General features: G+C 62.0%; 21 protein-coding genes. 14 read left to right on the forward strand and 7 right to left on the reverse strand.

Going from position 1 to position 22,911, the window contains the following annotated elements:
* Positions 1-63: 63 nt before the first annotated feature.
* The 4 genes from coaBC (at position 64) to slmA (ending at position 5,323) form a co-directional block, all read left to right on the forward strand.
* Positions 64-1,275: a bifunctional phosphopantothenoylcysteine decarboxylase/phosphopantothenate--cysteine ligase CoaBC gene (gene coaBC / locus BLT26_RS11035; RefSeq protein ID WP_091513724.1), complete on the forward strand. Its 1,212-nt coding sequence runs from the start codon at positions 64-66 to the stop codon at positions 1,273-1,275.
* Between the two features lie 53 nt (positions 1,276-1,328).
* The gene (locus tag BLT26_RS11040) at positions 1,329-3,614 is read left to right on the forward strand and encodes a phosphomannomutase/phosphoglucomutase (RefSeq protein ID WP_091513730.1); all 2,286 of its coding nucleotides are present in this window, start codon (positions 1,329-1,331) and stop codon (positions 3,612-3,614) included.
* A 41-nt stretch (positions 3,615-3,655) separates the two neighbouring features.
* On the forward strand, positions 3,656-4,564 hold the full coding sequence (gene argB, locus BLT26_RS11045; protein ID WP_091513732.1) for an acetylglutamate kinase: 909 nt from the start codon (positions 3,656-3,658) through the stop codon (positions 4,562-4,564).
* Positions 4,565-4,711: 147 nt separating this feature from the next.
* The gene (slmA, locus tag BLT26_RS11050) at positions 4,712-5,323 is read left to right on the forward strand and encodes a nucleoid occlusion factor SlmA (protein WP_091513735.1); all 612 of its coding nucleotides are present in this window, start codon (positions 4,712-4,714) and stop codon (positions 5,321-5,323) included.
* A 50-nt stretch (positions 5,324-5,373) separates the two neighbouring features.
* On the opposite strand, the gene BLT26_RS11055 is transcribed toward slmA, so the two are convergent.
* Both BLT26_RS11055 and pyrE read right to left on the reverse strand, forming a co-directional pair.
* Positions 5,374-5,973, reverse strand: coding sequence for a hypothetical protein (locus BLT26_RS11055; protein ID WP_091513739.1), 600 nt, complete (start codon positions 5,971-5,973; stop codon positions 5,374-5,376).
* A gap of 33 nt (positions 5,974-6,006) precedes the next feature.
* On the reverse strand, positions 6,007-6,666 hold the full coding sequence (pyrE, locus tag BLT26_RS11060; protein WP_091513743.1) for an orotate phosphoribosyltransferase: 660 nt from the start codon (positions 6,664-6,666) through the stop codon (positions 6,007-6,009).
* A 215-nt stretch (positions 6,667-6,881) separates the two neighbouring features.
* Here pyrE and BLT26_RS11065 point away from each other — a divergent pair, with 215 nt between their 5' ends.
* Entirely contained in the window at positions 6,882-7,655 is a 774-nt protein-coding gene (locus BLT26_RS11065) for an exodeoxyribonuclease III (RefSeq protein WP_091513746.1), read from the forward strand.
* Positions 7,656-7,704: 49 nt separating this feature from the next.
* Here BLT26_RS11065 and rph read toward each other — a convergent pair whose 3' ends face one another.
* Positions 7,705-8,424: a ribonuclease PH gene (gene rph, locus BLT26_RS11070; protein ID WP_091513749.1), complete on the reverse strand. Its 720-nt coding sequence runs from the start codon at positions 8,422-8,424 to the stop codon at positions 7,705-7,707.
* A 115-nt stretch (positions 8,425-8,539) separates the two neighbouring features.
* On the opposite strand from rph, the gene BLT26_RS11075 reads away from it, so the two are divergent.
* From BLT26_RS11075 to BLT26_RS11085, 3 genes are all read left to right on the forward strand, one after another.
* Complete coding sequence (locus BLT26_RS11075) at positions 8,540-9,418, forward strand: YicC/YloC family endoribonuclease (RefSeq protein WP_091513752.1); 879 nt, start codon at positions 8,540-8,542, stop codon at positions 9,416-9,418.
* 245 nt (positions 9,419-9,663) lie between these two features.
* Entirely contained in the window at positions 9,664-11,127 is a 1,464-nt protein-coding gene (locus tag BLT26_RS11080; RefSeq protein ID WP_139169516.1) for a PKD domain-containing protein, read from the forward strand.
* Positions 11,128-11,586: 459 nt separating this feature from the next.
* Positions 11,587-13,653, forward strand: a complete 2,067-nt coding sequence (locus tag BLT26_RS11085) for a S8 family peptidase (protein ID WP_091513757.1) — start codon at positions 11,587-11,589, stop codon at positions 13,651-13,653.
* A 74-nt stretch (positions 13,654-13,727) separates the two neighbouring features.
* On the opposite strand, the gene ahr is transcribed toward BLT26_RS11085, so the two are convergent.
* Together ahr and BLT26_RS11095 are read right to left on the reverse strand one after the other, a co-directional pair.
* On the reverse strand, positions 13,728-14,735 hold the full coding sequence (ahr, locus tag BLT26_RS11090; protein WP_091513760.1) for an NADPH-dependent aldehyde reductase Ahr: 1,008 nt from the start codon (positions 14,733-14,735) through the stop codon (positions 13,728-13,730).
* A gap of 112 nt (positions 14,736-14,847) precedes the next feature.
* Positions 14,848-15,390 (reverse strand): carboxymuconolactone decarboxylase family protein, encoded by a 543-nt coding sequence (locus BLT26_RS11095; RefSeq protein ID WP_091513763.1) that lies wholly within the window; start codon positions 15,388-15,390, stop codon positions 14,848-14,850.
* A 153-nt stretch (positions 15,391-15,543) separates the two neighbouring features.
* Between BLT26_RS11095 and BLT26_RS11100 the strand changes: the two genes are divergently transcribed.
* The 6 genes from BLT26_RS11100 to BLT26_RS11125 all read left to right on the forward strand — a co-directional run bounded on the left by BLT26_RS11100 (position 15,544) and on the right by BLT26_RS11125 (position 21,479).
* Entirely contained in the window at positions 15,544-16,149 is a 606-nt protein-coding gene (locus BLT26_RS11100) for a TetR/AcrR family transcriptional regulator (RefSeq protein ID WP_091513767.1), read from the forward strand.
* Between the two features lie 97 nt (positions 16,150-16,246).
* A complete protein-coding gene (locus BLT26_RS11105) occupies positions 16,247-17,491 on the forward strand; it encodes a sterol desaturase family protein (protein WP_091513770.1) in 1,245 nt (414 codons plus the stop codon).
* A gap of 253 nt (positions 17,492-17,744) precedes the next feature.
* A complete protein-coding gene (gene gmk, locus BLT26_RS11110) occupies positions 17,745-18,365 on the forward strand; it encodes a guanylate kinase (RefSeq protein WP_245720687.1) in 621 nt (206 codons plus the stop codon).
* Positions 18,366-18,523: 158 nt separating this feature from the next.
* The gene (gene rpoZ / locus BLT26_RS11115; protein ID WP_091513777.1) at positions 18,524-18,790 is read left to right on the forward strand and encodes a DNA-directed RNA polymerase subunit omega; all 267 of its coding nucleotides are present in this window, start codon (positions 18,524-18,526) and stop codon (positions 18,788-18,790) included.
* A gap of 40 nt (positions 18,791-18,830) precedes the next feature.
* Complete coding sequence (spoT, locus tag BLT26_RS11120; RefSeq protein WP_091513780.1) at positions 18,831-20,951, forward strand: bifunctional GTP diphosphokinase/guanosine-3',5'-bis pyrophosphate 3'-pyrophosphohydrolase; 2,121 nt, start codon at positions 18,831-18,833, stop codon at positions 20,949-20,951.
* 144 nt (positions 20,952-21,095) lie between these two features.
* Positions 21,096-21,479: a RidA family protein gene (locus BLT26_RS11125; protein WP_091513784.1), complete on the forward strand. Its 384-nt coding sequence runs from the start codon at positions 21,096-21,098 to the stop codon at positions 21,477-21,479.
* Between the two features lie 51 nt (positions 21,480-21,530).
* On the opposite strand, the gene BLT26_RS11130 is transcribed toward BLT26_RS11125, so the two are convergent.
* Both BLT26_RS11130 and BLT26_RS11135 read right to left on the reverse strand, forming a co-directional pair.
* On the reverse strand, positions 21,531-22,409 hold the full coding sequence (locus tag BLT26_RS11130; protein WP_091514361.1) for an NAD-dependent epimerase/dehydratase family protein: 879 nt from the start codon (positions 22,407-22,409) through the stop codon (positions 21,531-21,533).
* A 229-nt stretch (positions 22,410-22,638) separates the two neighbouring features.
* A complete protein-coding gene (locus BLT26_RS11135; protein ID WP_091513787.1) occupies positions 22,639-22,899 on the reverse strand; it encodes a GlsB/YeaQ/YmgE family stress response membrane protein in 261 nt (86 codons plus the stop codon).
* Positions 22,900-22,911: the final 12 nt, after the last annotated feature.

Here is a 22,911-nt window from a genome sequence, read left to right on the forward strand (position 1 = left end):
GCTTATCCCGCGAGGCGCATAAATGCTAATCTTACCCGCTCCTGCAATTTCGGAAACCTGACTATGTCCTCCCTGGCCGACAAACGAATCCTGCTGGGCGTGGGCGGCGGTATCGCCGCCTACAAGAGTGCCGACCTGGTGCGCCGCCTGAAAGAGCGGGGCGCCGACGTGCGAGTGGTCATGACCGCCGGGGCGCGGGAGTTCGTGCAACCCCTGACATTCCAGGCTCTGTCCGGCAACCCGGTGCACACCGACCTGCTGGACCCGGCGGCCGAGGCAGCCATGGGCCATATCGAACTGGCCAAGTGGGCGCAGCTTATCCTGGTGGCGCCCGCCAGCGCTAACATCCTGGCGCGGCTTGCCACTGGGATGGCGGACGACCTGCTGAGCACCCTCTGCCTTGCCACGGAAGCGCCGCTGGCCCTGGCGCCGGCGATGAACCAGGCGATGTGGCGGCACCCGGCCACGGCCGCAAATGCGGCCACCCTGCGCGAGCGCGGGGCAGCGCTGCTGGGCCCGGATGCCGGCAGCCAGGCCTGCGGCGATGTGGGGCCGGGACGTATGCTGGAACCACTGGCACTGGTGGCCGAAGTGGAGAGGCTGCTCGCACCGGCGCAGTCGCTGACGGGCAGGAGGGTAGCCATCACCGCCGGGCCCACCCGCGAGGCGCTGGACCCGGTTCGGTTCCTGAGCAACCACAGTTCCGGGAAAATGGGCTTCGCGCTGGCGGCCGCGGCGCAGCGGGCCGGTGCGGACGTGACCCTCATCGCCGGCCCGGTTTCCCTGGCCACGCCCCCGGGGGTGAAGCGGGTCGATGTGATCGATGCACGCCAGATGAAGGAAGCCGCCGAGCGCGCCGCCGACCTCTGCGACCTGTTTATCGGTGCGGCCGCAGTGGCGGACTTTCGCCCGGTGGAGGTGGCGCAGCAGAAGATAAAGAAGCGGGGCGGCAGTGATACCGACAGCCTGGCGCTGGTAAAGAACCCGGATATCGTCGCCGGTATCGCCGGGCGCCGCGAGCGGCGACCGTTTACCGTGGGCTTTGCCGCGGAGACGGAGAAGGTGGAGGAGCATGCGCGGGACAAGCTGAAGCGCAAGAAACTCGACCTGATTATCGCCAATGATGTCAGCGTGCCGGGCGGCGGTTTTAACAGCGACCGCAACGCGGTGACGGTAATCGGCGCCGATGGCGCGACCCACCTGCCATCGACCCTGAAGAGCGAGCTCGCCGACCAGTTGATCGAGATCATTGCCGCGCGGGCCTTCGCGCGGTGAGCAATCAGCGACAGAATAACAAGTAAAATTCAGCCACAGGACATACGACTCAAGTGCCCCCAGTAAAAGCACCCATACAGCTACCCCTGTTCCACCGCGAGCTGCTGTTGCCGGCCCTATTGGCGCTGGTTGCCTGGACCGGCGGCGCCTACCTGCTGCACAAGCATGTCCTCGCCCCGCACAACGAACAGCAGGTGCGCAGTGCCACAACCGCGCTCGCAAGCGAAGTTGCCGACCGGGTGGCGGAGCAATTCGCACAGCGCAGTCGCTACCTGCAGGCGCTGTCGGAAGCTACCGGTGCCGCTCCCTCCGGCAGCAGGATCCAGGTTTTCCGCGCGCAGGATATCCGTGTCGGCGCCGGCGAGCGACCGCGCCTCAATTTCGCCCTGGTGGACCTGCTGGAGCGCAGTGCCGCGGGCGGGCAGCAGGCACTGGAGTTCCTGCGCACCGGCAGTGGCGAGGGCTGGCAATTGCACGGGGCCACACGCACATCAGGGGGAGTGGCACTGGTCTCCGAGCCCCTCGCCGAACTGGAGCGAGTCTTCACGCAATTCGGCACCGCCGCCGGGCGACTGCGCATCCTGCAGCAGTTCCCCGAAGGCCCGGAGCAGTCGCTGTGGGAAGCAGGGCAGGGAGCAGGGGCGGCGGTGTCTGTCCCTGTCGATGGCAGCTACGTCAGGGTGGAACTGCGGCCATCGGCCGCATTTGCCGCCGAGCACAGCACCCCGGCCTCCTGGCTCTACACAGTGGCCGCAGCGGGGCTGCTGGCAACCCTCGCGCTGCTGTATCGCCACATGCCACGGCACACGCCCGCTCCCTGGCAGAGCGGCGAGCGGCCGGTCCGCCGGCGTTCAGACTACCCCGAGCTGGCCGCTGCGGGATCCATCTCCGCCCGCAACCGGGGTCCCGATACGGGGCCTGGCGAGCCACAGCGAGATAGTGGGGGCTACGCGAGACCCGGTACGCCAACAGATTTCCCCCGCCGCGTGTTCCGGGCCTACGATATTCGCGGCATCGCCGGCACGGAAATCGATGAACCTTTCGCCTACCAGCTGGGACGTGCGCTCGGGAGCCTGGCGCAACACGCAGGCGAGGAACTGCTGATGGTCGGCCGCGACGGCCGCAACTCCAGCGAGTTACTCGCGCGGTGCCTGGTCGAGGGGATACTCGACAGCGGCTGCAATAGCGTGGACCTCGGGCTGGTGCCCTCGCCGATCCTCTACTATGCCTGTGCCAGGGGCAAGAACGGCAGCAGCGGCGTCATGGTAACGGCGAGCCACAACCCTGCCGAGTACAATGGCTTCAAGATTATCCTGCGCGGCCGCCCACTCGCGGACGAAAAGCTGCAGCGCCTGCGCCAGCTGATGATCGATGGCCCCTTCCACGAGGGCAAGGGCAGCAACCGCCAGCAGGATATACAGGACCTCTATATCGAGGAGATATTCAATGATGTGGCGCTCGCGGGCGCGCCCCACCTGGTAGTGGATGCCGGCAACGGTGCCACCTCGCAGCTGGCGCCGCGACTGTTTGAGCAACTGGGCTGCGAGGTGACCCCTCTCTTCTGTGAAATCGACGGGGATTTCCCCAACCACCCCCCAGACCCTTCCCGGCCCGAGAACCTGGCGGCGCTGGTGGAAAAGGTAAAAGAGGCCGGCGCCGACCTGGGCGTGGCGCTCGACGGGGACGGCGACCGCGTCACCCTGGTCTCCGCAGGGGGTCGCATCGTCTGGGCCGACCAGCTGGTGATGCTGCTGGCCCGGGATATCCTGGCGCGCAAGCCGGGCGAGAACGTGGTGTTCGATGTGAAGAGCTCCCGCGCCCTCGGTGAGCTGGTCAGCCAGTATGGGGGCCGACCGGTTATGTGGAAGACCGGCCACGCGCCGATGAAAACAAAAATGCTGGAGACAGGCGCCATTCTCGGCGGGGAACTGTCCGGGCATATCTTCATCAAGGACCGCTGGTTCGGTTTTGATGACGGCATCTATGCCGCAGCGCGCATCCTGGAGATCATGGCACTGCGAGAACAGGGCCTGGACGAGCTGCTCGATTCCCTGCCGCGGCTGGCCAGCACCCCGGAAATCCTGGTTCCGGTGGAGGAGGACGAGAAGTTTGCGCTGGTTGAAAGACTGCGTGAACAGGGTGACTTTGGCGAGGCCGACGTGGATACCACCGACGGCCTGCGCATCGAGTACCCCAACGGCTGGGGCCTGGTGCGGGCATCGAATACCGGCGCCGCCCTGACCCTGCGCTTCGAGGCCGAGAACGAACAGGCCCTGGAGGAAATCCGCCGGACTGTCATCGGCCAGCTGCAGCAACTGAACCCCGGCCTGCCGCTCTAGCGCGGCCCCCCGGGAAGAGCAACGATAAGGAATAACGTCTTATGGCATTGGACAGCAAGTCCGCCCTGCGCGTCGCCAAGGTCCTCAACGAGGCCCTGCCGTACATCCAGCGCTTTATCGGCAAGACCATTGTGGTGAAGTTTGGCGGCAACGCCATGGTAGATGAGGAGCTGCAAAACAGCTTTGCCCGCGACATCATCCTGATGAAACTGGTGGGCATGAACCCGGTGGTGGTACACGGTGGCGGTCCGCAGATCGGCGAGCTGCTGGGCAAACTCAGTATCGAGTCGCGCTTCGTCGACGGCATGCGGGTAACCGACAGCGAAACCATGGATGTGGTGGAAATGGTCCTCGGCGGGACCGTCAACAAGCAGATCGTCAACCTGATCAACAAGAACGGCGGCCGCGCAGTGGGTGTTACCGGCAAGGACGGCCTGCTGATACGTGCCCGGAAGCTGCTGATGGAAAGCGAGACGGCCGGCCTGCACGCATCTGAGATTATCGACATCGGCCACGTCGGCGAAGTAGAGAGTGTGAATACCGACGTGATAGACATGCTGATCCACGGCAACTTTATTCCGGTCATTGCACCTATCGGGGTAGGGGAGAATGGCACCTCCTACAATATCAACGCCGACCTGGTCGCCGGCAAGATCGCCGAATACCTGGGCGCCGAGAAACTGATGCTGCTGACCAATGTGGCCGGCCTGCAGGACAAGCAGGGCAAGGTCCTTACCGGCCTGTCCACCCTCGAGGTCGACGGCCTCATCGCCGACGGCACCATCCACGGCGGCATGCTGCCGAAGATCGCCTGCGCCCTCGACGCGGTGAAAGCGGGTGTTACCTCCGCCCACATCATTGACGGCCGCGTGCCGCATGCGGTGCTGCTGGAGATTTTCACCGACACCGGGGTCGGCACCCTCATCACCGATGGTGAGGAACAGCCCTGAGCCGCCATGTGGGCACGACAATAATTGAAGCGCGCCCGCCTAATCGTTAGGATTCCACCGCCCAGCCCGCCTCCGCCGGCCGCGGATGGCATCCAGGCAATAACAAGAACGGAGAGTCCCGGGCCCGGCCCGGGTTGAAGGCACTGAATGAGCAGCGAAAAAATCAACCGGCGACAACAGATCCTGCAGGCCCTGGCACATATGCTGGAAGCGAGTCCCGGCGCCCGTATCACCACCGCGGCCCTGGCCAAGGAAGTGGGTTTCTCCGAAGCCGCCCTCTATCGCCATTTCCCGAGCAAGTCCAAGATGTTCGAGGGGCTGATCGAGTTTATCGAGGAGACCATCTTCAGCCGGGTATCCAAGATCCTGCAGGAAGAGCCGTCGGCCCCGCTGCGCTGCCAGAAAATCCTGCACCTGTTGCTGGCCTTCTGCGAACGCAACCCGGGGATCACGCGGCTGCTGACCGGCGACGCCCTGACCGGTGAGACCGAGCGCCTGCACGGGCGCATCCTGCAGTTTTTCGATCGGCTCGAAACCCAGCTCAAGCAAATCCTGCGCGATGCCGAGCTGCGCGAGCAGCTGCGCCCGGCGATTCCCCTTGGCGGGGCGGCCAACCTGCTGATGGCCTCTGCCGAGGGCCGCATCGTCCAGTACGTACGCAGCGGCTTCCGGCGCAAGCCCACCGAGTACTGGGCAGAGCAATGGCCGGTGCTGATTGCGGGGTTCTTCCGGGAGCCGGTGGCGGTCGCTCACCGGTAACTGTCAGCAGGGATAGAGGGAATTCGGGCCCGGGGCCGGGCCCGCGAGGGTTACTTGCCGGCAATTTCCGTATAGCGGCCGGCGGCGCGGTCAAACTCGGCGTTGATACGTTTTTCTTCCTTGCGGCGCAGCGCCAGCCGCTCGCGCAGCACTTTGACTTCCTGGCGCAGGTCAGCAATGCGCTCGAGACGCTCGGGGCGGACCTCGGCGCCGTTGCGCTCCACGCGTGCAGCGGCATCCTCCTCGCGCTCGATCTGTGCGCCGAGACTGGCGAGGTTTGAGCGCATGATCGCCATGTCCTGCCGAACCACCGCAAGTTTTCGCGCCCTTGCGCTCTCGATGTCCGCCACGCTGTTGTAGCGCTTCAGCAACTCGCGGTCGGCCTCCTGCTGGGCCAGGCGACGCTTCTTCTCTTCCAGCGCTGCCCCGGTGAGCTCCGGCGGCACCACTTTCAGCACCCGCCCGGACAGGCTGATGACCTCATACCCGCGGGACACATAGCGCGGTGGCACCAGGTCGTCGATAACCTGCACCCCTTTCTCATCGGTGTAGCGGTAGAGAACCTCGCCATCAAACGCCTGATCCTGCTTGGCGATGGCGAGGGTAACCGGCAGCAACAGGGCGGCCGGCCATAGTCTCGAGGGTTTCATCGGGTTCCTTGCTCCGGTCTCGGTGCGCCCGGTTCAGCCGGGATGCTCAGCTGCACCGTAACGCTGCCGGTATTCGATTATTTTTTGTACAGTATCGCGATCCTGCGATTCCTCACTAAGGTAACTGATTATATCGTCCAGTTGCACAATGCTGATCACAGGAATGTTGTAATCCCGTTCCACTTGCTGAATTGCTGACAGCTCCGTATCCTCCCCCGCCCGCTCCTGGCGATTGAGGCCGATGACCACGCCAGCCGCCTCGGCATCGTGGTTGGCAATAATCTCCATGACCTCGCGCACGGCGGTACCGGCAGTAATGACATCATCGATGATCAGGACCTTGCCTTCGAGGGGCGCACCCACTAAGGTTCCGCCCTCACCGTGTGCCTTGGCCTCCTTGCGGTTATAGCAGAAGGGCTTGTCCACCCCTTTCTGGGCCAGGGCGACAGCGGTAACCGCCCCCAGTGGGATGCCCTTGTAGGCCGGCCCGAAGATGACATCGAACTCCACTCCCGACGCGAGTATGGCCTCGGCATAGGCATGGCCCAGGGCGGAGAGTGCCGCGCCATGGTGGAATCGCCCGGCATTGAAAAAATACGGACTGCGGCGGCCTGACTTGAGCGTAAACTCGCCGAAACAGAGAACCTCGTGATCCAGGGCCAGTTGGATAAAGTCGCGCTGATACTGCTGCATGGAAAATTGTTAACTATTGGCTAAGGTGAAGGGAGATCTACCCGCAGCCCGTGCGGGAGACATGTCAAATAATGCTAGTTAATACAGTGTACTGCCTCATACTGAAAGGTGCTATCAGAGCTTTGCGTACCGCGCTCTTGGGGAGCTCGTATAATCAGGCGCCGCGATCCTTCTGTATGAAACCGAACACTAGTCCGCTGGTAAGGGGCTAAAGAATGCGAATAGTAAGCCTGTCGGTAGACGGCGTGCATCAGGCCGCGCAGCGCGGCCTTTATGAGTGGCTGGCGGAACAGGACGCGGACATCATCTGCCTGCAGGACCTGCGTTCACTGGAACCCGAGCTGGATCATCCGGTCTTCCACCCGGATGGCTATTACAGCTATTTCTTCGACTCCGGCACCCCCCACGAGAACGGCGTCGCCATCTACACCCGCAGCCAGCCGAAAGCGATCATATTCGGCATGGGCTTTGCCAATGGCGAGGACATGTACGGTCGCTACCTGCAGGCCGACTTCGAGCGCCTGAGCGTCGGCTCGCTGCTGGCGCCGCAGGCGCAGCCAGGGGACGAGGCGGCGATGGAGAAGAAAGTACAGTTCTTCGACGACATGCAGGCGCACCTGGCCAAGATCAGCCGCAAGCGCCGCGACTTTATCTTCTGCGGCAACTGGGGCATCGCCCACCGGCGGGCCGACGTGCAGAACTGGCAGGACCACCAGGACACGCCCGGCTTCATGCGCCACGAGCAGCGCTGGCTCGACCAGCTCTTCAACGATATCGGCTACGTGGATGCATTCCGCAAGGTGGTGAAGGACGCGGACGAATTCACCTGGTGGCCAAGTGGTACCGTGGGGGAGGGCGATGGCTGGCGCACCGATATGCACGTGGTATCCCACGGCCTGCGCAACCGCATCGAGTACGGCGCCATCAACAAGAACGCGAACTTCTCCAGCCACCTGCCCCTGATCATGGACTACGACCTGGAAGTCTGACTTCGGCGAGGCCTGCTCGCTGCCCGCCTCCAGGCGGGCAGCACACAGTTTATTCTGCCAGTACTTTCTTCTGCAGCGCGAACAGATCCTCCAGTCCCGCCTTGCCCAGCGCCAGCATTTTCGCAAACTCCGCCTCGGTGAACGGTGCTCCCTCAGCGGTGCCCTGCAGCTCGATCATGCCGCCGTCCTCGGCCATCACCAGGTTCATGTCGGTATCCGCGCGGCTGTCCTCCGGGTAATCGAGGTCGAGTACCGGCTCGCCGTCGTAGATGCCCACGGAGACCGCTGCCACCATGTTCTTAAGGGGGTCCTCGGTGATAATCCGCTCCCGCTGCATGTGGCGCAGCGCGTCCACGAGGGCCACGCATGCTCCGGTAATGGAAGCGGTGCGGGTGCCGCCATCCGCCTGGATCACGTCACAGTCCACGGTGACCTGATGCTCGCCGAGCAGGGTCAGGTCTACCGCCGCGCGCAGTGACCGGCCGATCAGGCGCTGGATCTCGATGGTACGGCCACTCTGCTTGCCGCGTGCCGCCTCGCGCGCCATGCGCGACCCGGTGGAGCGCGGCAGCATCCCGTATTCGGCGGTAATCCAGCCACTGCCCTGGCCGCGCAGGAAACGCGGTACTTCCGCCTCCACGGACGCATTGCACAGCACCTTGGTTTCGCCGAACTCCACCAGCACCGAACCCTCCGCATGGCGGGTATAGTTGCGCGTAATCTTCACGGAGCGCAGTTCTTCTGGTCGGCGACCACTCGGACGTTGCATGACTTCTCCTCGCGTTTCCATCAAAGCGCTTCATTATAACTGCAATCGGGCTGGCGGGGGCCGGCCGGGCCCTGTGCTATGATGCCCGGCCATATTTCTGTATGCGGGAGAGACCATGGCCCAGAAACCAGTTCGCAGTATGACGGCCTTCGGCCGCGCCGAAGCTACCTACGCCACCAAAACCGTGGTCTGGGAGCTGCGCTCGGTCAATCACCGTTATCTGGAACCGCATTTCCGACTGCCGGAAGCGGCCCGCCCCCTGGAGCCGAACCTGCGTGAAACCCTGCGCAAGCAGCTGAGTCGCGGCAAACTTGAAATGAACCTGACGCTCAAGACAGAAAGCGGCGAGGCGTCGGAATTACAGGTAGACGAGGCGATGGTGCGTGCCCTGGTCGGTGCCGCCGAGAACGTCGCGGCCAAACTCTCCCCGCCGGCACCCATCGATCCGCTGCAGGTGCTGCAGTGGCCAGGTGTGATCGCGGAACGCGACACTGATCGCGAGGAACTGTCAGCCTGTATCACGGACGCGTTCCGGGAAGCACTCGGCCAATTGGTCGCCAACCGCGAACGCGAGGGCGCCGAGTTGCGCAAGTTTATCGAGGCGCGTCTCGAGGGTATCGAGAAGCAGGTCAACAGCGTGCGCGAACTTCTGCCGGAAATTCTGCAAACCCAGCGCGACAAGTTGCGCACCCGCCTGGAGGAGTTGCTGAGCGAACTGGACCAGGATCGTGTCGAGCAGGAAATTGCCCTGCTGGCCCAGAAGGCAGACGTCGACGAGGAACTCGACCGCCTTGATGCCCACGTAAAGGAAACCCGCAGGGTGTTGGCTGGCGGCGGCGCCATTGGCCGGCGGCTCGATTTTCTGATGCAGGAATTCAACCGCGAAGCCAACACGCTTTCGTCAAAGTCCGTGGTCACCGATACCACCCAGGCCGCCGTCGAGTTAAAGGTGCTGATCGAGCAGATGCGTGAGCAGGTGCAGAATATTGAATAACGACCAAAATCTGTAAACTGGAACACCCGTACAGATGAACGCCCGGCGGCATCATACTCCTGGTGCCGCATCAATCTTACCCCCCCACGGTTAGTAAAATTATTTTAATAAATAAAGAAATAATAATTAAAAATACTTAATATTTCTTAAAAACAGTAAATAAACACCAAAAAACATTTACTCGTTAATAAAAACTGCGAGCATTGCCCCTCCTTTTAAAGGAAGACATTTATTAAGGAGGATTGATGTTTCGATATGTAGTATTTTCGCTATTGGCACTGGCCGCCACTTCCGCCCATGCCTATGTGCCTGAATATCCCGATGACGGTTCGGTCGGCAGTAGCCCAACCTATCTTGGCTGCGGGGTCTACGGCAGCAGCTCCTCGGGCTTCCCCAAGCTAATGCGGGCGCAGCGCGTGCGCTATTGCCGTTATGACGGCCCCTTGATCTGTAACGGAAAAACTCAGGCCGAGTTTGCCGAGTGGGAGCAGAACGGCGTCTCCACGGGTAAGCAAAAACGCACTATTATTGCCACTTACAATGCGCCCCAGAAGTCGTCGGTTGATACGCTGATGTACTTTATCGGGGGACAGTACTTTGACAAGGATACCGCACCAGCCAGTGGCATCGGCCTGTGCGAGAACTGGGACAAACTGTTCGACCACAGCGACTTTAACCTGGCCAATAAGAATATCCCCATCCTGCCGGACTCCATCCCCTACAAGATAGCCACCGACAGCTTCTTCGATATGGACCGGACGTTTATGGCCGTGGCGATGGATGCGCGCTTCAACTACAACTTTACCAGGGACAATCAACGCGAGATTTTAAATGCTCACTACCAGTGGCTGCGCAAGAAATTCTATCGCTCGGAGATGAAATTCATCTACCTGGCGGGACACAGCCGCGGTGGCACCCTGGCTACCCTGCTTGCCAGCAAGTTCAAGGACGAAATGCCCGAAGTCCCAGTGTTCGTACACCTGTATGACCCGGTCGCCAACCCGGATCCTTTGCATCAGGAGCTGGGCACCATCTTGTTTGACGAGATCACTAATCCGATCAAGCCAACCTACTTCGCCTATCGCTCCGGCCTGGAACACAGCGTGTTCAGTACCCCTACCAAGAGGAAGCGGCTCCTGATTCACAACCATGTTTCGGGCGACGAATTTATGCCCCCCGAGATCGAGTACGGAGTCTACGAGCATCGTTCTTTCGCCGAGATGGATACAGGTACCGCCGACTCGGATTCAATCGATCATTGGTACTTCCAGCAGTGGCACACGATCTCGCATAGCTGGATGGCCAACCTTCCCGCATACGACTGGCGCTTCCTCATGGCGGTAAAGGATGCCTATAACCTGATGGTGCCGGAGCGGATTGCCTCCATGGCACCGGAAGCACAATGCAATATGTCGTCCCGTTGGGCACAGGGAACGCAGGTAACGGTTTCTTTTGATGGGAGTGGATCGGAGAGTCGCAGTGGCACTCCGCTAAATTTCCACTGGACGCTGTCGAATGGCAGCACCCGCTCTGGTATCGGCTCACACACCGCAACTTTCTATTCAGGGGGCCAACAACTCTCGACTCATTCTGCCCGTCTTGTGGTGACCGATAGCAATGGCAATACGGACACCGCTACCTGCTCGGTCACGCTGGAAGATCGCAGCGACAGCTGCACAGATCCAATCTGTTCTCAAAAATTCGAATAACCTGTTCGGGCGGGGGTTGCGGTAAGCTCCCGCCACTTTCTGGTGTTTTTAGAAAAATATTTTCGCCCAAGATGTGACAGGACGCCCTGCCATCAATAAATATCGCCCGAACCCGGACACCCCGCCGACCTCTCAATACCAGCCTCGATCACCCCACAAATCTGGAATCTAAATCATCTTTTATTTTCAGTAGAGAATTTTTGGCGTACCCATCCACAACTTATGTACGAATTCCCTGAGGAATTTTCGCCTGCACCGTTAAGGCAAGGTGCAGAGGCTTAATCGGCCGGCGATCCCGGCAAAACCTAGACCGGTTAAGGTCAATAAATGCCTGCACTCAGGGAAGTAAGACAAATTAATTCAAGGAAGGAAGTCCCAGAAGCGGTCCCGCCGCTTTGCATTTGGCGAATTTTCCCACAAGGAAATCGCCGCATAATAAATATGGAGAATCGATCAACAATGAAGCACCCAATAAAAAAACTAATCACGAAGATGACGACCGGTAGTGTGCTCGCCATGGGCGTCGCACTTGCGGTGCCAGCGCTGGCGGTGGAAACCAGCCAGCCGTCAGCCGCTGCTGCCGGGGCCCCGATGGTCAGCGACCGTATCATTGTGAAGTACAAGGACAGCACCCAGATGGGAGCTGCCAGCACCATGTCCCAGACCGCCGTCCAACGCGCCTCGCAGGTGGCCGGCACGCGCCTGCAACACATGCGCCGGCTAGCTACCGGTGCGCAGTTGCTGCGACTGGATCGGCGCATGGCGGGCGCCGAGATGGCAGCAATCATCGGCCGGCTGCAACAGGACCCGAACGTGGAATACGTGGAGCCGGACCTGTTGTTACAGCCCATGGCCACTCCCAGCGACCCCAGCTACAGCCAGCAGTGGCACTACTTCGAGTCCACCGGTGGACTTAACCTCCCCACCGCCTGGGATACCACCCAGGGCGAGGGCGTTGTGGTGGCGGTGATCGACACCGGCTACCGGCCCCACGCGGACCTGACCGACAACCTGCTGCCCGGCTACGACATGATCTCGGATGCGGAAGTGGCCCAGGATGGTAACGGGCGCGACAGCGACGCCAGCGATCCCGGCGACTGGGCACCGGCCGGGGCCTGCTATTCTGGCAGTCCAGCCAGCAACAGCAGCTGGCACGGTACCCATGTTGCGGGCACCGTGGCGGCGGCTACCAATAACGGCATCGGTGTGGCCGGTGTTGCCTACAAGTCCAAGGTTGTGCCTATCCGGGTACTGGGCCGATGCGGGGGCTATACCTCGGACATCGCCGACGCGATCATCTGGGGGGCCGGCGGCTCGGTGAGCGGAGCACCATCGAATGCCAACCCGGCGCAGGTACTGAACCTGTCACTGGGTGGCAGCGGTAGCTGCGGCAGCACCACCCAGAATGCCATCAACACCGCCCGTAGCCTGGGCGCCACGGTCGTGGTCGCCGCCGGCAACTCCAACACCAATGCCAGCAATGCCACACCCGCCAACTGCTCCGGTGTGGTGACGGTAGCCTCTGTCGACCGCTCCGGCGGTCGCGCCTGGTACTCGAACTACGGCAACGTGGTGGATGTGGCGGCGCCGGGTGGTGACACCTCTGTCTCCAGTAACGGCGTACTCTCCACCCTGAACAGCGGCAGCCAGGGACCGGGCAGCGACAACTACTCCTTCTACCAGGGCACCAGCATGGCGGCGCCCCACGTGGCCGGCGCTGCTGCACTGCTGTATGCAGTCGACTCAACCCTGACCCCGACCGAGGTGGAATCCATCCTGGCCAACACCGCTCGCAGTTTCCCGGCGTCCTGTAGCGGCTGTGGTGCGGGTATCGTGGATGCGGCAGCGGCCGTCGCCGCGGCATCCGGCACCGATCCCGGCCCGGGGCCCGGTACCGGTGAGCTCCAGAACGGCGTAGCGGAGTCGAACCTGTCCGGGAACAGTGGTGACGAGCTGTTCTACACTCTGGAGGTTCCGGCCGGTGCCACCAACCTGCAGTTCCAGATCTCCGGTGGCAGCGGTGACGCGGACCTGTATGTGAGGTTCGGTTCCGCCCCCACCACCAGCAGTTACGACTGCCGGCCCTACCTGAATGGCAACAACGAAACCTGTTCCATTTCCAACGTGCAGGCCGGGACCTACCACGTAATGCTGCGCGGCTATACCAGCTTCTCGGGCGTCAGCCTGGTGGGCAGCTATGACGAGGACGGCGGCGGTAGTGGTGCCACCGGCTGGACCGAGAGCAACCTGTCCGGTTCGACCGGTTCCTGGCAGCACTTCACCCTGCAGGTGAACCCGGGCATGGCTTCCCTGGACGTGAATATGTCCGGCGGCAGCGGCGATGGCGACCTGTACGTGCGCTTCGGCTCGCAGCCGACCACCAGCAGCTATGATTGTCGCCCGTACCGCTGGGGTAACAGCGAAACCTGTTCGCTCAGCAACCCGCAGTCAGGCACCTGGTACATCAGTATCCGCGCTTACGATGCCTATTCAGGTGTCACGCTGGAGGCCCAGGCGAGCCCCTGAGCTCCCTCGCAGGTAACTGACTGAAATGAAGAAGGCCGGCATTCCGCCGGCCTTTTTTCGTTCTCAAGAGCAGTTTACTTTCCAGCCTCAAGTACGATCCGGTAACGGGCATCGCCGCTCTTCAGCCGGTCCAACGCCTCGTTCACCTTGCTCATGGGGAACATTTCCACTTTCGGTTCAATCTTGTGGCGCGCGGCAAATTCCAGCATCTGCGCGATGGTTTCGGGACTACCCACCGGTGAGCCGGAAACCTGGCGCTGTCCGAGGATCAGCTGGAACACATTGATGTCCAGTGGATCGGTGGTAGCGCCGACAAAGTGCAGCCGACCGCGGGCCTTCAGCGTGGACAGGTAAAGGTTCCAGTCCAGCTTCACGTTCACGGTGGAGAGTATTACGTCGAACTGGCCGGCGGCGCCCTCGACCGCACTCTCGTCACGGGAGTTCAGCGTATGGTGGGCACCAAGTGCCAGGGCCTCCTCACGCTTCGAGTCGCTGGAGGTAAAAGCGGTTACCTCGCATCCCCAGGCATTGAGAAACTGCAGTGCCAGGTGACCCAGGCCGCCGATTCCGATCACACCCACGCGACTGTTGGGCTTGATATCGAATTGCACCAGCGGATTGAATACTGTGATGCCCGCACAGAAGAGGGGGCCGGCCTTGGCAGGGTCAATCGAATCGGGGATGGGTATCACGCTGTTGCCATCCGCCCGTACTTTATCCGCAAAACCACCGTGGTGCCCGATGATGGTGTGCTGGGCATCGGCGCACAGGTTCTGGTCGCCAGAGTTACATGAGTGGCAATGGTTACAGTACCCGGAGTGCCAGCCAAGGCCCACCAGCTGGCCCGGCTGCAGGTGGGTAACCTGGTCCCCCAGCTGGCCCACCCGGCCCACCACTTCATGGCCCGGCACCACCGGGTACTCGGACATGCCCCACTCGTCGTCGATGATGCTCAGGTCGCTGTGGCACAAACCGCAGTACATCACCTCGATTTCAACTTCGCCGGGCTTCAGCGCACCCGGGTCGTACTGGTAGGGGGACAGCTGGCCGCCGGCCTCACGCGCGGCATAGGCGTTGATCATGCGTTACTCCATTTTGTTGTGTTCAGGAAAATAGTACGTCCGCGATAATGCGTGCAGATCTCCAGTACCCACTGCGGCCGCACAGCCGCCGGAGAGACTGTCATGTAAGCAATCAGCGCACATATGCTTCGAATTGTTTGTCCACCGGTGTGTCGGCGAAATGGTTGATGTAATTGCTCATCACTTTCTGCGACACCCCCACGATAATCTCCAGCAGGTTCTGCTGAGTGTAGCCGGCGTCGTAGAAACGCTGCAGCACCTCGTCGGAGACAACACCGCGATCGCGCACTATCGCCAGGGTGGTGTCACGCAGTACTTCGAGTTTGTCGGTGGGTAGCGGCGTCTTGTTGCGCAGTGCCTCGTTGATCTCGTCATCCACCTTCATGGACTTGGCGATGGCGCTGTGGGCAGGGACACAGTAATGGCAGCCGTGCTCCACATTGATTGACTGCCAGACCACGGTTTTCTCCCCGGCAGTGAAAGAGGTGTTGAGGAATTCCTCGTGCAGCACCTGGTAGGACTTCAGGGCAGTCGGCGCCTCGGCCATCACGCCATGCAGGTTGGGGATGGACCCAAAAGCCTGGATGGAGTTATCCAGCAGGGGCTTGCTGGCATCCGGTGCGGTCTCTTTATCGTGAATCTGGAATGCTTTCATCGCTGTACCTCCAGGTTATGGTAAACGAGAATTTGAGCGGTCGCTCAACTTGGGCACCACCGTAGCTAAAATTGAACGATCGCTCAACCGCGTGCGTTTGCCCCCTTCCGGGGCCGTCGGTAAACTTTGAGCGGTTGTTCAAGCGGAGGTGTTATGGCCAACACCGCAAAATTCAAGCGTCGGGAGGTACTGGAGAAAGCCACCAGGCTGTTCTGGCAAAAGGGTTTTCACGCTACCTCAACTCGGGATATCCAGCAGGCAATCGATATGCGTCCGGGCAGCATTTATGCTGCTTTCGGCAGCAAAGCCGGCCTTTTCCGTGAAGTTCTGCGCTTTTATGCCGCAGACATGTCGGAGCAGCTGGCGCAGAGCCTGGCGACAGAGGATACGATTGTGGGCGGGCTGCAGGCATTCTTCCGCCGGGTCCTGCTGAAGGGCGGTAAGGACGCGCCGAGTGAACTCTGCCTGCTGGCCAAGTCCCTCTCCGAGCTGGATGAGGAAGAGGGCGAGCTGCTGCGGGAAACCCGCGCGCTGCTGGCGGGAACGGAAGCAGAGTTCCGCTCCCTGGTGGAGGCGGCCATTGCCCGCGGTGAGCTGCCGGCACGTACCGGAGCCGCGCTGCTGGCGCGCCAGCTGCAGATCCAGCTGATCGGCCTGCGCAGCTATCTACGCGCCACCGGAGACCGGGCAGCGGTGGGCGAGATCGTCGAACACCTGTTCGACGGCTCGATGGCCGGGACACCGGGCGGCCGGAGCTAACGGATTCCGAAATCCGCCCCCTGCAGGCGTTTGCGCTGCAGCGGGACTGTGGCAAAGTCGACCATCGGATGCGGTATTAGAAACATAAGAGGTCGCCGTGAGTCTCGTTACCCTCGCCATTCCCTTTTTCCTGCTCGCCGTGCTGGTCGAGCTGGCCTTCGATCGCTGGAAGGGCTGGGGCCTGTACCGCCTCAACGACGCCATCGGCAGTCTCGGCGCCGGCGTCCTGAGCCGCCTGTCGGGCCTGGTGCGGGCGGGACTGCTGCTGGTGATCTATATCCCCCTGCACGAGATGCTGCAGCCCTGGTACCAGCTGCTGGGGATAAACTGGTCACTGGACAACCCCTGGCACCTGTTCCTCGCTGTCGTGGCCTACGACTTCTGTTACTACTGGAAGCACCGCTTCGGCCACGAGATCAATATCTTCTGGGCCGATCACCTGGTCCACCACCAGAGCGAGGATTACAACCTCACTACGGCCCTGCGCCAGCCCTGTGGCGGCCTGCCGATCGGCTGGATCTTCTACATGCCCCTGCTGCTGGTGGGCCTGCCGGCAGAAATGCTGGTCACCGCGGGCGCCATCGACCTGATCTACCAGTTCTGGGTGCACACGCAGAAATTCCCCAAGGTACGCTGGATGGAGTGGGTACTGGTAACGCCGTCCAATCACCGGGTGCACCACGCGCAGAACAAGGTCTACGTGGACCGCAATTACGGCGGGGTCTTCATCATCTGGGACCGCCTGTTCGGCACCTACCAGGAGGAACTCGAGCACGAGCCCTGCATCTACGGGGTGCGCAAACCGCTCAACAGCTTCGACCCCCTGGCGGCCAACCTGCAGCACTACAAGCGCATGGCGCTGGATGCCTGGCATACCCGCAGCTGGTGGGACAAGTTGACACTGTGGTTCCGGCGCACCGGCTACCGCCCGGCGGACGCGGAAGCGGCCATGCCACTGCCCTCGTCTGACCTCGGGAATTTCCGTCGCTTCGACCCGCAGATAGACCGCGGCCGCCGCCTTTACGCCCTGGTACAGCACCTGGTGTACTCCGCAGCCACCCTGGCCCTGCTCTGGCATGCGGAGAGCATGGCCTACACCGAACTGCTCGCAGCTGTATTGATGGTCGCCGCCGGCCTGGTGGTAAACGGCCGCATTCTCGATGGCCACCCGCACAGCCGTTACTGGGAATTATTGCGGCTCGGTGCGCTGCTATTGGCGGCGCCGCTCGCGGGGGGCACGGTGGGCCCGATCGTCGCGGGCTACGTGCTGGCCAGCCTGGGCAGTTGGTGGTGGTTGGCATTTGCCAATAAAGAGGATACAGTCCCTTCCGTTAGCGATTAGCAACAGGAAGCTGGCCCGGTCACAGGGGGTTTGTGGTGATCGGCAGGTTTCCGCTGGGCGACCCCGGCCGGATTCAGTGTCGCATGCACCATGCGGTTTTGTGGTGATGAGAAGTGCGGCGCTGGAACTCCCAACACTCCCCCCCCCCCAACCGGCCGGGGCTCAGCCTGGTTTTCCATACTCACCCCCTTCTGCCCTGCAAGCCGGAGCATTCGGTTATAATCCACGCATTTGCCCGGATACAGGATCAGTTGTGCAAGCAGGAACCCTATTTACCGTGTCCGCTCCTTCCGGAGCAGGGAAGACCAGCCTGGTGAAGGCCCTGGTGGACAGTGACAGCCAGGTAACGGTCTCGGTATCCCACACGACCCGCCCCATGCGTCCCGGCGAACAGAATGGGGTCAACTACCATTTTGTCGAGCGGGAGTCATTTGTCGACATGCTCGGTCGCGACGCATTCCTCGAGCACGCGCAGGTGTTCGACAATTTTTACGGCACCTCAAAAGAGTGGGTTGAAGAGACCCTGGCTGGCGGGCGTGACGTTATCCTCGAGATCGACTGGCAGGGCGCCGCGCAGGTGCGCCGCCTGCTGCCGGACACCGTGGGTATTTTTATCCTGCCCCCGTCACAGGAGACTCTGCGGGAACGGCTGACCGGCCGCGGGCAGGACGACCCGGCTGTCATCGAGCGGCGCATGTCCCAGGCGATTGATGAGATGTCCCATTACGTGGAGGCGGACTACCTGGTGATCAACGACGACTTCCAGGTGGCCCTCAACGAGCTGCGCGCGGTGGTAACCGCCGAGCGCCAGCGGCTGCAGCGCCAGCAGGAGCGACACTCCGGGTTGCTGGAGGCGCTGCTCCGGCACCGGTGACGCCCGCTGCGACACATCACTGCTCGATTTACGTACACTCTACAGTAGGGTAAACTCCCCGGTCCCGCGGCTCCGGGCGCCCCAGATGCTGGCGAACCGCGAGCCCAGTACCGAATTCGCTGCCGGCGCCGGCGGCACTGCAATGGAATCCTAGATCTATGGCACGTATTACCGTCGAAGACTGTCTCGAGCACGTCGACAACCGCTTCGAACTCGTTATCGTGGGCAGCAAGCGCGCCCGCCAGATTGCTACCGGTGGCCGGGACCCGCTGCTGCCGGAGGAGAACGACAAGCCCACCGTGATCGCCCTGCGCGAGATCGAGGAGGGTCTGGTCGACGCCGGCATCCTGGATGAGCCGGAAGAACACGAAGCACCGGTGGCATCAAGCCCGGCACCCGCTTACCTGCCCGAGCAGGACCTGTAAGCTATCCTCATATCTGTAGCAATGGGAGGCGAGCGCGGCTTTGCATACCATCGATAGTCTGGCCCATCGCCTCTCTTCGTACCTGCCCCCCGACCAGATCCAGATTGTCCGCCGCGCCTACTTCTACGCGGAACAGGCCCACGAAGGCCAGCAGCGCCGTTCCGGCGAGCCCTACGTCACCCATCCCCTGGCGGTAGCAACCATCCTCGCCGGGATGCACATGGATCACCAGAGCCTCGCGGCAGCCATGCTGCACGACGTGATCGAGGACACCGGTATCCCGAAGGCCGCACTGGAAGAACAGTTTGGTGAGGAGGTTGCCGACCTGGTCGACGGGGTTTCCAAGCTGACCCAGTTCGAGACCGACAGCCCGGCGGAGAAGCAGGCCGAGAACTTCCAGAAGATGGCGCTGGCGATGGCGCGGGATATCCGTGTGATCCTGGTGAAGCTGGCCGACCGGCTGCACAACATGCGCACCCTGGGCGCCCTCAAGCCGCAGAAGCGGGTGCGCATCGCCCGCGAGACCCTGGAGATCTATGCGCCCATCGCCCACCGGCTGGGCATGAATGACGTGCGCATCGAGTTCGAGGACCGCTCCTTCTTCGCCATCTACCCGCTGCGCGCCAGCCGCCTGCGCGCCGCGCTGGTGGCAGCCCGGGGCAACCGCAAGGAACTGCTGGAGAAAATCCAGAACGCCATCGAGGTGCGGCTGCAGCGCGAGACCATCGACGCGCTGGTGATCGGCCGCGAGAAGCACCTGTTCAGCATCTACCAGAAGATGCGCGCGAAGAAGAAGTCGTTCAAGGAAATCATGGACGTCTACGCCTTCCGTATCATCGTCGACAGCGTGGACACCTGCTACCGGGCTCTGGGGGTTATCCACAACCTGTACAAGCCGGTCATCAGCGAGTTCAAGGATTACATCGCCATCCCCAAGTCGAATGGCTACCAGTCCCTGCACACGGTCCTGCTGGGCATGCACGGCGTGCCGATCGAGGTGCAGATCCGCACCAAGGAAATGGACGAGATGGCCAACAGCGGTATCGCCGCCCACTGGCTGTACAAGGCCTCGGGGGATGAGGTGATCAACACCGGCGGTACCAGCCAGGTGCGCGCGCGACGCTGGGTACAGGGCCTGCTGGAAATGCAGCAGCGCGCCGGCGATTCGCTGGAATTCATCGAGAATGTGAAGATCGACCTGTTCCCGGACGAGGTTTACGTGTTCACCCCCAAGGGGGAGATCGTGGACCTGCCGGCGGGCGCCACTGCCGTGGATTTCGCCTACTCGGTACACACCGACATCGGCAATTCCTGCGTGGCGGTGCGCATCAACCAGCGCCTGGCCCCCCTGTCGCAGCCCCTGGAGAGTGGCCAGAAGGTGGAGATCCTGACGCGCAAGAACGCCCAGCCGAATCCCAACTGGCTCAATTTCGTCGTCACTGCCAAGGCCCGCAGTGCCATCCGCCACTACCTCAAGCACCAGCGCCACCACGACTCCATCGCGCTGGGCCGGCGCCTGCTGGAAAAGGCCCTGCTGAAGTTCAATACCAGCCTCGCCCAGCTGGGTGATGAACAGCTGCAGCGCGGCCTCAGGGAAGCGAAGTGCGCGACACTGGAAAAGCTGCTGGAGGAGATCGGGCTCGGCAACAAGGTGGCTTTCTCCGCGGCCAAGCTGCTGGTTCCCGCCGGCAGCGCCGAAACCGAGGCCAGCAACATTTCCTCGCCGCTGAATATCGATGCCCAGGAGGGCATGCTGATCAGCTTCGCACGCTGCTGCCGCCCGATCCCCGGCGATACCATCATCGGCCATATCAGCTCGGGCAAAGGCGTGGTGGTTCATCGCGATACCTGCCGCAATACCGGCGATTTCCGCGATCATCCCGAAAATATCATGCTGGTGAACTGGTCACCGGACGTGAAGGGCGAGTTCCTTGGCGATATCCGCGTCGAGGTGGAGTCTGAGCGCGGCATCATTGCCCGGCTGGCAACCCGGATCACAGAAGAGGGCGCCAGCATCGAGCAGATTCACGTGGACGAGAAGGATGCGCACAACAGTGTGATCTCGCTGACCCTGGAGGTGACCAATCGCGTTCACCTGGCGCGGGTAATGAAGCGCCTGCGCAACCTGCCGTCGGTGATCCGCATCGCCCGACCGGGATAAATCGTGGGATGGGTGACGCCATAATCGTCACCAGTGCGCAAAACAGCTGCTTTATTCGAGCGCCCGGTATCGGCGCCCTCCCATTCCTTCGCGAGCCGCGCTATATTCCCCCGCTTCGTTTTTCAGGAAACTCTGGAGAGAAACATGCCTAATCGCGCGGTAATAAAAACCGATAAGGCACCGGCGGCCATCGGCAGCTATTCCCAGGCGGTCAAGGTGGACAATACCGTCTACCTGTCGGGCCAGATCCCGCTGGACCCGGAGACCATGGAGATTGTCGGGGGTGGCTTCGAAGCCCAGGCCCGCCAGGTATTCACAAACCTGAGCGCGGTGTGCGAAGCCGCCAACGGCTCGCTGAAACATATGGTCAAGCTGAACCTCTATCTCACCGACCTGTCCCATTTCGCCACGGTCAACAGCGTCATGGCGGAGTTCTTCGATGAGCCGTTCCCCGCCCGCGCCGCGGTGGGAGTCAAGGAGCTGCCCAAGGGCGCCCTGTTTGAGGCCGAAGGGGTAATGGTGATCTGAGCACCAGCGGGGCACCTACGGGCATATCCGCCCGGCGGGCGGGCAGGTAAGTCAGTCGATATCCAGCAAGGCGCTGTAGCCGGCCCGGTAATCCGGGTACTTCAATTCGTAGCCACTCTCCAGCATGCGCCGGTTGCTCAGCTTTTTCGAGCGGCGCTGGCTGGTCTGCACTTCCTCGCGCAGGTGCGCACTGGTGTAGCCCATCGCCCGAGCCAGCCAGTGCTGCAGTTCATGCATGGGCACCGGCAGCGAGTCCGAACCAATATAGAGCCGTTCCGGTGACCATCCCCCGCGCTGCTTTTCCATCAGGTGGATCAGGAAACCGATACAGTCGTCCACGTGGATACGGTTGCTGAACTGGGGCGGGTGTGGTGGGGCACAGCGGCCCGCGCGCACCTGCGACAGCAGCCGGTCCCTCCCGGGGCCATAGATACCGGCGAAGCGCACCACGCAGGTGGCGGGAACCGCATCGCGGATGATCTCTTCGGCTGCCAGCAGGATATCACCCTGGTAACCGGCAGGGAGGGGCGGCGTGCGCTCATCGATCCAGTCGTCACCACCCTGCCCGTAAACCCGGGTAGAGGAAACCCAGATCAACAGCCGGGGCGGGTTGGCCAGATTGCGCAGCGCCTCCGCCATGGCGGTGGCGGTATCGACATAGGCGCGGTGGTAACCGGCAGGCGTGTACTCGTCGGGGGTGAATGTGGCCATCACCACATCGGCGCCATCGGCCAGCAATCGCTCGATATCCTCGGCCCGGGTGGCATCACCACGGCGCCAGTGCACGGCATCCGCGCGGCGCTTGCGTGCCAGCGCCACCAACGGATTGCGGCGGACGCCGAATACACTGTAGGAATCCCGGTCCAGCTGCAGGGCCAGCCTGGCACCCAGATCACCGCAGCCAAATATCCAGAGCTTTTGTTTTGCCATCAGCATCTGCGCAGGGCGCCAGCCTGCTTCGCCGGTGCCGTGCGGTACCCCCCAAAAGAAAGTCAATCGGTCTGCCGCGCCCGCGGGAACTGCGGCGGCCTTAATGTGTCACATCTGCGCTGCAGATTCCTCGACTCCCAGCACAAAAAATGCGCCGAATACGGCAAGTCCCGGTTTTTTGGGTAACGCCCGGCCGGAATGTGAATCCCGCCAGGCGCTATTGCAGGCGTCAGTGACTGCGCTGTTTGAGCTTGCGGTAGATGAACAGGAAAATCAGCGCACCGATAGTGGCCGTGATGATATCGCCAAAACCGAAACCGGTGACCGGGCCACCAATGCCCACCAGGGATCCCAGCCAGCCGCCGATAAAGGCACCGATAATCCCGATAACGATAGTCACGATCCAGCCGCCGGGATCCGGCCCCGGCATGATCCATTTCGCCAGGGCGCCGGCGATCAACCCGAGAATAATCCAGGATAGAATTCCCATGGTGGCACTCCA

Origin of the sequence: Microbulbifer yueqingensis, from assembly GCF_900100355.1 — a bacterium.
In the GTDB taxonomy this organism is placed as follows: Bacteria; Pseudomonadota; Gammaproteobacteria; order Pseudomonadales; family Cellvibrionaceae; genus Microbulbifer; species Microbulbifer yueqingensis.